1 pseudogene is annotated in these 533 nt (G+C 74.3%); it reads right to left on the reverse strand.

Annotated features, from left to right (window positions below):
* Positions 1-4: 4 nt before the first annotated feature.
* Positions 5-533: pseudogene (locus tag DRV84_RS15720) on the reverse strand (glycosyltransferase family 2 protein); the annotation flags it as partial.

A 533-nucleotide genomic window follows, 5' to 3' on the forward strand; every position in this document is an offset into this window, starting at 1 on the left:
GGCGTCACGCCTCCTTCAGGTCGAATTTCAGGCTGCCGCCGCCAGCGCGCTCGACATCCTCGACGAAGCCCTTCCGGGCGAGGACCGGGCCGTAGCCCGCGCGCCATTCGCCGGCCTGGTCCTCGGTCACGAAGGGCACCACGACGCGCCGCACGGTGCCGAGGTCCTGGGCGGCCAGCATTTCGGGCGGCACGTCGGCGGGCCGGGCGAGCCGCAGGGCGACGGGCCGGAAATCGCGCAGGAAGGCGGCGAGGCCCCCGGCCTCGGCCCCCGTGTCGGTGGGCAGGCGCAGCGGGCCGTCGGACCATTTCAGGCGGGCGGAGTCGTCGACTCCGGCGCGGCGCGCGATCTGGCGGCCCAACCCGACGAGTTCGCTGCGCGCCTCCTGCGCCATGACGGTCACGCCGTCTGAAATACGGACCACGCGGATGGGCAGGAAGCCGATACCGGCCCCGATCTCGAGCACCCGCGGGCAGCCCTCGAGATAGGCCGCGATGTTGCGCGCGTGGCGCCGCTCGAACCGGCCCGCGACC

The organism is Rhodosalinus sediminis (assembly GCF_003385555.1).
GTDB classification, from domain to species: domain Bacteria; phylum Pseudomonadota; class Alphaproteobacteria; order Rhodobacterales; family Rhodobacteraceae; genus Rhodosalinus; species Rhodosalinus sediminis.